The following is a 9,273-nucleotide window of genomic DNA, read 5'->3' on the forward strand; positions in this document are numbered from 1 at the left end:
TGCTTATAATTTGACGGACTACATGAAGGCGATGCGGTCATGCTCGCTCAACTCACTTATACGGTATGCAAGGAAGTTCAGCTCAGCAAGAGGAGGATTTTCAGGAATAAAACTCAGTTCCTCTCCCTGCATACTGAAGCACTCCACAACCTGATATGGCTGATCATCTGTGACTCTTGCACGATGTAGTGCGTCCTGTATTTCGTCCCGGCTTGCGGGGAGTTTCAGATATGTGCCGGAGTATGCGGTCGCGTCGTACAGGTCCGACCGCATCAGTGTCACAGTCATCACCTTTTCCTTTTCTGACATTTGATCATCTCCTTTCTGAAATAAAAAAGCGCCCTTCAGTTTTATAAAACCAAAAGACGCTACATGTTCATCTGCATCCCCTGATCAGGATAGAGGATGGCGAATCTTGCGTTTTGCAGATTTGTGACCGCATTACTTTTCAAGAATTCGGGATGAGATTTAAGCCACTGGAGATCTTCGACGGTTGCATCTTGAGGTTCCCCCTCGCCATAACAGAAGGATTTAACCGCCACTGTGATGTATTCTGAACCGCCGCAGTCCTCAACCAGCTCTTTATATAGCTGGGAGTTTTGTATATCCTCCACTTCGGGAACCCCACTCATGAGTCCAACGTCACGGATGCCAGTGTTGGTTTCCAAGCCGATGATGGAAAATATCTTGCTCACTTACATTCCTCCCATCACCGGACCGCTGTAACCGAGAGCGGGAGCGCTGTTTTTCATTTCCTTCTCCGGCTTGATGGAGTAATTCTCATCATTCCAGAGGCTGACATAAATCTCGCCGTCCGGTGTTTTGATAGGGCGCTGTTCTAGGCTTTCCCCGAAGCCATCTGCATTTTGTCCAACCACAAAATTCAAAAGCTCGGCTGTTTCTTCACCGGAAAGAGCTTCTGTTAGCCCTGCGGTCATGACTCCCCACAGCTCACCATCGCAGACTTCCACGGATGGATACAGGCTGTGTACCTTTTCCTTCAGCGCATCCTCATGGATATATTCCGCAAGGCCGCGGTCATTTTTAAATTGCCGGTTCTCTTTGGCGATGGCAGCGAGGATAGCATCCTCATACGCCACGGCCTCCGCAGAAGTGATTTCCTCCGGAGGATCATCCAATCCGCACTCGCCATATTCATGTTGGGGGTAGGTGATGATCTTCAGAGGGAAAAAGATACGCATCATTTCATTTGCCATTTTGTTTCCTCCAGTCTTTTTAACCACTGCATCAGGCAATAAAAAAAGAGGCTATGCTTCCTAATAAAGAAAAACATAGCCTCTCATACTTCTGCTAGATGGTAGCTTTATAAAATTGTTTTGGTATAATATGAAAACAAAGGCATCAGAATTTTTGGTTCCAATGCCTTTGGCTTTACCTCTGTGAAATTTGTGTTTTTAGGGTGCCATTTTCAAAAATACCGAATGTCATCTATAAAAACCCCTAAAAAATCGGGCCCAAAAATGCACTTTTCGGCCCCGATTTTTGCTCAATTTTTGCTCCAAAACCACAACATCTTGTGGTCAAATCGCCTTATTTTTCGTTCCGACCACAATACGTCATCATTATTATCACCTCAACGTGGCTCGAGTGCTCATTATTGATGTCAGCGTTCTTGGGAACAGGTCAACTGTTTTTTAGCGCTTTCGCAGTATGTGGAAACATATCAACGATTTTATGGTTCTCGGGAACATATCAACACCATTTACTACTTTTCTGGCGGAAGCCACCCTTATTCGTAGTGGCCCAGGTTGACGGTATTGATGTCTTTCAACCTGTCAGTTCTCGGAAACATGTACATCGTATTTTTAAACTCAAGGTTCGGGGGAACATATCAACTTGAATTATTTCATTTTTAAGGCCTTATCGATGGCTTCCTGAATAATTTTATGGCAACATAACCCCAGTGGATTGTTTTCTTTACAATTAGAATCTTTCATAGCCCCAGTTATGGCATTCACTTCTTTTACTGTTTTTGCACCGTGTTTAATTACAGCCTCAATTACTTGTTCCTCCGTAACTTTACTACAATAGCATGCATACTTAGGATTTGCATCTTTTTTAAACCAGATAGGAACTCTAACTTGATCTTTTGAAAATTTGATTCCGTTATCCACGTTATAGTAGACAACATTACAATCTTCATTCATGCAAATCTTATATTGGTCTCCCTCAACGGCATTTCGATAATTGTCTGTTACTAAGTGTTCTACGGTCACCTTGCTAACGGAAACTCCTTCATTACTGCACACTGGACAATTATCCTTAGTTTGTTCTATTTTTTGTGTATTGCACCCACAGCAACATTCATTGTCAACTTTCATATTCTTAACCTCCATCTCTCATTATAATGTCTTTTTTAAACCCAGTAAAACCATCTCTAAATACTCCTGCCAATAATCACTATCGCCTTCCATGTCATGAAGCCAATAATACATAAATAAAATCTCGAGTTCCTGCTTTCTACCTTTAATAAAGGACTTTTTCGGCATTTGAGTATTCCGCTGATTTAGAGCCACGGGGATGCGGACGTTTTTTTGGACCTAAACGATCAATCCCAGACTCCTTCGATAATCTAACGGACTCATTCCACCAAGCGAAATCTTTATCCGCTTTTCAGCATACCAAATAATATATTTATCCAACACCTCAATGAACTGATTGATTGAAACATCTGACCATGAATAGCCATAAAACATCTCATTTTTCAAACGACCGAAGAAACCTTCACAAGCAGAGTTATCTGGGGAACAACCTTTCCTCGACATAGATCGTTTTAGTCCGTTTCCTTCAATTCGTTCTATCCATCCCGGCCATCGATAATGGCAACCCCGATCAGAATGGACTATTGGCTTTTCATTAGTTTCAAGAATAGATATGGCTTCGTCAAGCATGGTATTTACAAGGTTTGCATCTGGTGTGGTTCCAATTGTCCAGCTTACAGGTAGTCCATCAAAACAATCTATTATTGGGGACAGATATATCTTTCCAGCCGGGATACGAAACTCGGTTATATCTGTAAGCCATTTAGTGTTTGGTTTATCTGTATGGAAGTTCCTTTCAATAACGTTAGCAACTTCAGGGCTTATTTCACCTCTATACGAATTATATTTTTTGTTTTGAACAGGATTTGCTATAAGTTGTTCTTCTTTCATTATTTTACGAACAACCTTTTCTGAAACTATGATACCCGATGTTTTTATTACCGAATGAATTCGTCGATAACCATAACGACCTTTTGCTTCATTAAAAACATTTTTAACATATGAACGTAAACCCTCGTATTTGTCATGGTTCATTGAATTAATCTGATAACAATAACTACTTTTGGCCATGTTCAAGATGTCAAGAAGATACTTTAGAATGTATCTATCTCGTAGGGCATTAATAATTATGGCCTTTTCGCGATTTGTTAGCGATGAAAGATTAATGCCCTGATCTTTTTTTATTACTTTTGCGGCTTCTTGTAGAATATCTTTTTCAAGTTTTAATCGGCGTATGTCTTTTTCAAGATCTTTTACTTGCTTTTCCAAAGAAGCTTTATCCTGTAACAAGTCTTTTGCTGAGACTTTGACATCTGCGACTTTGTTGCTCTTGGAGTTTACCGATTTCTTTGACATCGTTATTTTATTCTCCTTACCGAGCAGCTTGTCTTTCCAATGATATATTGTGTATGGATCAACCCCATATATTTTACTTAGTTCAGTAGGAGTATGCACGCCTGTGCAATAATCCTTTACTGCTTGTTCTTTTTGCTCTTGAGTACATCGTACCAAAGACTTTGATGCTTTACAACTCCATTTGCGTTTATTGTGAGCGACATCTTCGTTTAACCAGTCGCATAAAGTTGTTTTGCCAGGATATCCTAATGCTTTAATTGTGCGGCTGATACTTTTACCGTTTTTCAGATAATAATCTACTGCTTCTTGGCGTTGTTCTTTCGAATACTTGGAGTTATTTTGTTGGCTCAATCCATCTAATGTGCCATGTTTTTGATATTCTTTGTACCATATAGCCAACCGATTTCTAGATGGGTAACCCAACTCACGGATCACTGCCCTAGCATTATAATCGTATTCGATATAGAGCCTTATTACCTTCATACGGTCTTCATTTGAATACATTTGACATCCTCCTTAAAACTATTTAGTCCAGGATTATGTCCGCATCCCCGCCTGGTTTTTCCAGCCGAAATATTCAAACATATGCCACTGGCCCACCAGAAATATCTTTCCTATAGTTCCGAAGAATTTCAGACATGGGCACAATCAGTGGGTGAACAGACCAGCGCCATAACCAGGCTTTTTCTTGCTGCTGGGCGGGAACCGGAACAGGGTTACAAAGCCTGTGCAAGCCTGACAAAACTCGCCGACCGCTATGGTCATGAACGCCTTGAAAACGCTTGCCAGCGGGTACTTCTTTACAGTAGCTCACCGACAATTCGAAACATCAGCACCATTTTAAAAAATGGTCAGGATAAGATCAAAACGGGACGCGAGCCAAAAACAGAAGCTACACCGGAGTCATCCGGTAGTTATGGGATCACCCGTGGGGCCGCCTACTTCCAGAAAGGCGGTGAGCTGGAATGATTAATCAGTCAACGATCGCGGCATTAAGAGCGATGAAACTGACGGCCATGGCCGATGAACTGGAAGCCCAGTTTGCCGATCAGACCACCTACAGCCAGCTTGGCTTTGAAGACCGGCTGGGGCTTTTGGTAGATGCGGAGTGGAACCGCCGGAAGTCCAATAAACTGTTGCGCTTTATCCGGAATGCCCGCTTTGCAGAGCCTGGTGCCACCATTGAAGGGATTGAATACCATGACGACCGGAAGCTCGACAAAGCCCAGATTCTCCGGCTGGCCTCCTGTCAATATATCGAAGACGGCCATCACATCATTTTAAAAGGGGCTTCCGGGAATGGCAAAACCTACCTCAGCAATGCTCTGGGTAATGCCGCCTGCCGGAAATTCAAATCCGTCCGCTACATTCGGATGCCGGAACTGCTGGATGAGCTGAATGTTGCCAAGGGGTGTGGCACCTTCAGAAAGACCATCAAGTCATACCAGAAGGTTGAACTGCTGATTCTCGATGAATGGTTGATCCGCACCCTGGAACCACAGGAAGCCTATGATCTGCTTGAGATTGTCGAAACCCGCTGTAAGGAAGGTTCCATTATCTTCTGCACCCAATACGAAAGGGAAGGCTGGTATGAACGCATTAATCCCGATCCTGATAATGACAGCCCGATATCTGAAGCCATCATGGATCGCATCATTCACAATGCCTATGACATCCGGATTGGTGGCAAAATTTCGATGCGGGAACGGCACAGCTTCAAGGCTTCTTCCAGAAATGGTGCAAGCCATGGATGATCAAAATGATTTCTTTTGTTGCTGCGATTGCCGATACGAATTCTGTCAGTTGATTAATGAGCTGATCGAAGACATCAAACATTTGGAATCTGAAACCGTCAGAACCCGTTATGAACTGAGCCGTCATCTTCAATATCCTTATGATGAGTATCTCAGAAGTGACATTCTCTCCGATCTGGGCAGGCGATACAGTGATCATCCCGCTTATCAGGTCTATATTCAGTTATTATATAATAACCAGGATCCCATGGAAACCGATGAGTGGTGCGAACATATCTGTCGCCTCGCTAATGTCCACGATGATTCTGAGTATTAGCATTTAGTTACTACTGGTTCAGCTTCCGTGAGGGTGGATCTCACCCTCCGTGATGCTGGAGCGGAATGACCGTGCAAATGGAGTTTGCTGGTCGGAATATACATCTACTTGTCAGGGGTCGGTTCATATAGCAAAATACTGGCTTTTTGTAATATTGAGTTGGTGGAGGGTCGTATGTACGAAGTGCGCCTTCTTTATTTCGACCTCCCAATGGAGTGGAAACAGGTAATCATAAGGGTACCCCTTTCACCAGGAGCGTGGCGAAAGCCTGCATCTGATACCCCAAAAACATCCGTCAAAAGCCACAAATGTGCAAAAGCCTGCCCTTGAAAAAAGGGCAGGCTATGCGTGACTTCCGGTAGCCAGGCTATCATAACGCTTTTTGAAGCGTCTTAGATCCTACGGCTTTGCGTCCCCACCTTTAGGTGGGTTTGCCCTTGGCTTTGATATTCTATTTTTTAGTTATACTCACGATCCTTACTTAATGATTGATGCTGATATCCCTCTCTATCTTAATACTTATGATGTACCCCTTGATTTGCTTAATGGTAGGACAAAACGAGGGGTAGTTTCTGTAAGCAAAAGGACGAATCAAAGTCTGGTTTGCATTATATTGAAAAGTAATGGCATTTCATATTTTTTTCACATTCAATGCTCTGAAAGCATTTAATACCGCGATGATAGTCACGCCTACATCAGCGAATACTGCCTCCCACAAGGTAGCTAATCCCAAGGCACTCAAGACAAGAACAACTGCTTTTACGGAAAGAGAAAATCCAATGTTTTGATGTGCAATTTTCAGTGTCTTTTGTGAAATCTTTATTGCTGTAGCAATTTTAGAAGGCTCATCGGTCATAATGACAATGTCCGCAGCTTCAATGGCTGCATCAGAGCCCAAACCGCCCATTGCTATTCCGATGTCCGCACGGGCTAAAACAGGGGCATCATTGATTCCATCACCTACAAAAGCAAGCTTGCCTTTTGCTGATTTTTGTGAAAACAGTTCTTCCAGTTTTTCAACCTTATCTCCCGGTAACAATTCAGTATAAACTTTATCAAGTCCTAGATCCCTGGCAACTTTTGTACCAACGTTTTTGGTGTCGCCTGTCAACATAACTGTCTGTTTAATGTTAGCTTCCTTAAGATCTCTGATTGCCTGTGCCGAATCTGCTTTTACCTCATCGGCTATAATAATATAACCGGCATATACGTTATCAACTGCAACATGTACAACCGTACCAATCAGTTCACCTTTGTAATATGGGATATCCATCTTTTCCATGAGCCTGAAATTACCTGCTGAAACCTTCTTGCCATCTACTATTGCATTAACACCATGACCCGATATTTCTTCTACATCCGAAATGTGCCCATTGTCGATATCTTTGTTATAAGCACGTTTCAATGACAGCGAAATTGGATGATTGGAGTAGCTTTCTGCATAAGCAGTTAATTCCAACAACTCTTCTTTTGAAATTCCCTCTGCATGTACTTCCTGTACATTAAATACACCTTTTGTTAAGGTACCGGTTTTATCGAAAACAACAATTTCCGTCTGCGCCAACGCTTCCAGATAGTTGCTGCCTTTGACCAAGATTCCGCTTCTTGAAGCTCCGCCTATTCCACCGAAGAAACTTAATGGTATGGAGACAACAAGCGCACACGGGCAGGAAACCACAAGAAATGCTAATGCTCTGTAAACCCAGTCGCTAAAAGTCGCACCCTCTATAACAAGAGGCGGCACAATAGCTAAAATAGCAGCGATGATTACCACAACGGGAGTATAATATCTCGCAAACTTCGTAATAAATTGTTCCGAATTGGATTTTTTACTGCTGGCATTCTCGACTAAATCAAGAATCTTGCTGACGGTAGATTCTCCAAATTCCTTGGTAACTTCTGCCGTAATTACTCCGTTAATATTGATGCATCCGCTTAATATGTCACTGCCAACAGTTATTTCACGCGGTACAGACTCACCGGTAAGTGCCGAAGTATCGACCATAGAGTTTCCTTCTATAACCTTGCCGTCAAGAGGAATTTTCTCTCCGGCTTTAATTACGATAGTATCACCAATCTTTACTTCATCCGGGTCTGTTTTGACGAGTTCATCACCGCGTTTCACGTTCGCATAATCCGGGCGAATGTCCATCAAGCTTGCAATTGACTTTCTTGACTTATCAACAGCATAGCTTTGGAATGTTTCACCAACCAGATAAAATAACATAACTGCAACGCCTTCTGGATATTCGCCGATAAAGAATGCACCGATTGTAGCAACGCTCATAAGGAAGTTCTCGTCGAAGACCTTACCCTTGAGAATGTTTTTTATAGCCTTTAAAACCACATCTCCGCCAACAATAATATAACTGATAAGATATAACGCAAGCTCTAACAGCTCATTGTTTGTTTTTAAAATCATTGTAGCAGCGAAAATTATGCCGCCTGCAATAATTCGTTTTAACCGATTGTTCATAGCACTGCCTCCTCGTTAAGCCTTTTTCATAACAACGTCAGACTCAATTTTTTTAACAATTTTTTCTGTAGCTTCTATAATGACAGGCATTTTTTCATCTTCACCCTCGATAACAAGTTTTGTGGTCATAAAATTAACAGTAGCTTCCTTTACACCATCAAGCTCATTAATAGCCTTCTCCATTTTTGCTGCACAGTTTGCGCACTCTAAACCTTCAAGTCTAAATGTTTTTTTCATAATAATGAAACCTCCCAAATTTTTTTACATTATTCACTAATGTGTTCTAAGCCTTTTTCATCACCACGTCAGGCTCCGTTTTTTTTACAATTGCTTTTGCAGCTTCGATAATTTCAGCCATCTTATCGTCATCTGCCTCGATAACAAGTTTGGTAGTCATAAAATTAACAGTGGCGTTGCTCACGCCGTCAAGATTATTGATTGCTTTTTCCATTTTCGCAGCGCAGTTAGCACAGTCTAAGCCCTCTAATTTAAATGTTTTTTTCATGATAAAATCCTCCTATTATTTTTAATTATTCTACAATATGTTCTAAGCCTTTTTCGAAGATGTCTTTCACTTGTTTATCTGCGAGAGAATAAAAGACAATTTTACCCTCTTTCCTAAACTTAACAAGCTTCGCTTGTCTTAGCGATTGCAGCTGATGAGAAATGGCAGATTTAGTCATATTAAGGAGCACTGCCAAATCACAGACACACATTTCATTTGAGTCAAGCACCCACAAAATTTTAACTCTTGTGCTATCTCCAAGAACTTTGAAAAAATCAGCCAAATCATAAAGCTGGGATTCTTCAGGCATCTTTGATTTTACTATTTCCACAATATCTGAATGAATAACGCTACAATCGCATACACCTGTCTTATCTATCTTCTTATCCATACAAATTCCTCCCTCTATTCAAATTCAATTGAGCATGTATTCAATTATGTTTACAGTATAGTTGAATACATACTCAATTGTCAAGGTCTTTTTTTTAAAATTTAACTTAAATAAATATCTGAGTTAAACATTTTTTTGTATCGATTTATACTGGCTCTGAGCGGTACCATGCTGTTAGTGATTTCCTGAGCTG

General features: G+C 41.5%; 13 protein-coding genes and 1 riboswitch. Of the genes, 3 read left to right on the plus strand and 10 right to left on the minus strand.

Annotation, left to right across the window (positions count from 1 at the left end):
* Positions 1-18: 18 nt before the first annotated feature.
* The 6 genes from B3F51_RS11485 to B3F51_RS11510 form a co-directional block, all read right to left on the minus strand.
* Positions 19-309, minus strand: coding sequence for a hypothetical protein (locus B3F51_RS11485; protein WP_286947187.1), 291 nt, complete (start codon positions 307-309; stop codon positions 19-21).
* 59 nt (positions 310-368) lie between these two features.
* Positions 369-695 (minus strand): hypothetical protein, encoded by a 327-nt coding sequence (locus tag B3F51_RS11490; RefSeq protein ID WP_089994431.1) that lies wholly within the window; start codon positions 693-695, stop codon positions 369-371.
* A complete protein-coding gene (locus B3F51_RS11495; protein WP_089994429.1) occupies positions 696-1,217 on the minus strand; it encodes a hypothetical protein in 522 nt (173 codons plus the stop codon).
* A gap of 645 nt (positions 1,218-1,862) precedes the next feature.
* Positions 1,863-2,342 carry a Csac_0668 family 2Fe-2S cluster-binding (seleno)protein gene (locus B3F51_RS11500; protein ID WP_148637642.1) on the minus strand — a complete coding sequence of 160 codons (480 nt, stop codon included), beginning with the start codon at positions 2,340-2,342 and terminating at the stop codon, positions 1,863-1,865.
* Positions 2,343-2,363: 21 nt separating this feature from the next.
* Positions 2,364-2,510, minus strand: coding sequence for a hypothetical protein (locus B3F51_RS11505; RefSeq protein WP_286947191.1), 147 nt, complete (start codon positions 2,508-2,510; stop codon positions 2,364-2,366).
* A 51-nt stretch (positions 2,511-2,561) separates the two neighbouring features.
* Complete coding sequence (locus tag B3F51_RS11510; protein ID WP_286947193.1) at positions 2,562-4,142, minus strand: IS3 family transposase; 1,581 nt, start codon at positions 4,140-4,142, stop codon at positions 2,562-2,564.
* An 81-nt stretch (positions 4,143-4,223) separates the two neighbouring features.
* Here B3F51_RS11510 and B3F51_RS11515 point away from each other — a divergent pair, with 81 nt between their 5' ends.
* Genes B3F51_RS11515 through B3F51_RS11525 form a run of 3 tightly spaced genes read left to right on the plus strand, consistent with a single transcriptional unit; the run spans position 4,224 to position 5,708 of the window.
* On the plus strand, positions 4,224-4,607 hold the full coding sequence (locus tag B3F51_RS11515; RefSeq protein WP_286947195.1) for a hypothetical protein: 384 nt from the start codon (positions 4,224-4,226) through the stop codon (positions 4,605-4,607).
* Entirely contained in the window at positions 4,604-5,392 is a 789-nt protein-coding gene (locus B3F51_RS11520; protein WP_286947196.1) for an ATP-binding protein, read from the plus strand. Before B3F51_RS11515 ends, B3F51_RS11520 begins: the two co-directional genes overlap by 4 nt.
* Entirely contained in the window at positions 5,385-5,708 is a 324-nt protein-coding gene (locus B3F51_RS11525; RefSeq protein WP_286947197.1) for a hypothetical protein, read from the plus strand. Before B3F51_RS11520 ends, B3F51_RS11525 begins: the two co-directional genes overlap by 8 nt.
* Before the next feature lie 354 nt (positions 5,709-6,062).
* Positions 6,063-6,154: riboswitch (cyclic di-GMP riboswitch) on the minus strand.
* A gap of 185 nt (positions 6,155-6,339) precedes the next feature.
* On the opposite strand, the gene B3F51_RS11530 is transcribed toward B3F51_RS11525, so the two are convergent.
* From B3F51_RS11530 to B3F51_RS11545, 4 genes are read right to left on the minus strand one after another with little or no spacing between them, the layout of a single operon-like run.
* Positions 6,340-8,184 carry a heavy metal translocating P-type ATPase gene (locus B3F51_RS11530; protein WP_286947199.1) on the minus strand — a complete coding sequence of 615 codons (1,845 nt, stop codon included), beginning with the start codon at positions 8,182-8,184 and terminating at the stop codon, positions 6,340-6,342.
* A 15-nt stretch (positions 8,185-8,199) separates the two neighbouring features.
* Positions 8,200-8,421 carry a cation transporter gene (locus tag B3F51_RS11535; protein WP_286947201.1) on the minus strand — a complete coding sequence of 74 codons (222 nt, stop codon included), beginning with the start codon at positions 8,419-8,421 and terminating at the stop codon, positions 8,200-8,202.
* Positions 8,422-8,467: 46 nt separating this feature from the next.
* Positions 8,468-8,689, minus strand: coding sequence for a cation transporter (locus B3F51_RS11540; RefSeq protein WP_286947203.1), 222 nt, complete (start codon positions 8,687-8,689; stop codon positions 8,468-8,470).
* A 25-nt stretch (positions 8,690-8,714) separates the two neighbouring features.
* A complete protein-coding gene (locus tag B3F51_RS11545; protein WP_286947205.1) occupies positions 8,715-9,080 on the minus strand; it encodes an ArsR/SmtB family transcription factor in 366 nt (121 codons plus the stop codon).
* Positions 9,081-9,273: the final 193 nt, after the last annotated feature.

Source organism: Acetobacterium sp. UBA5834, assembly GCF_002435675.1.
GTDB classification, from domain to species: Bacteria; Bacillota; Clostridia; order Eubacteriales; family Eubacteriaceae; genus Acetobacterium; species Acetobacterium wieringae.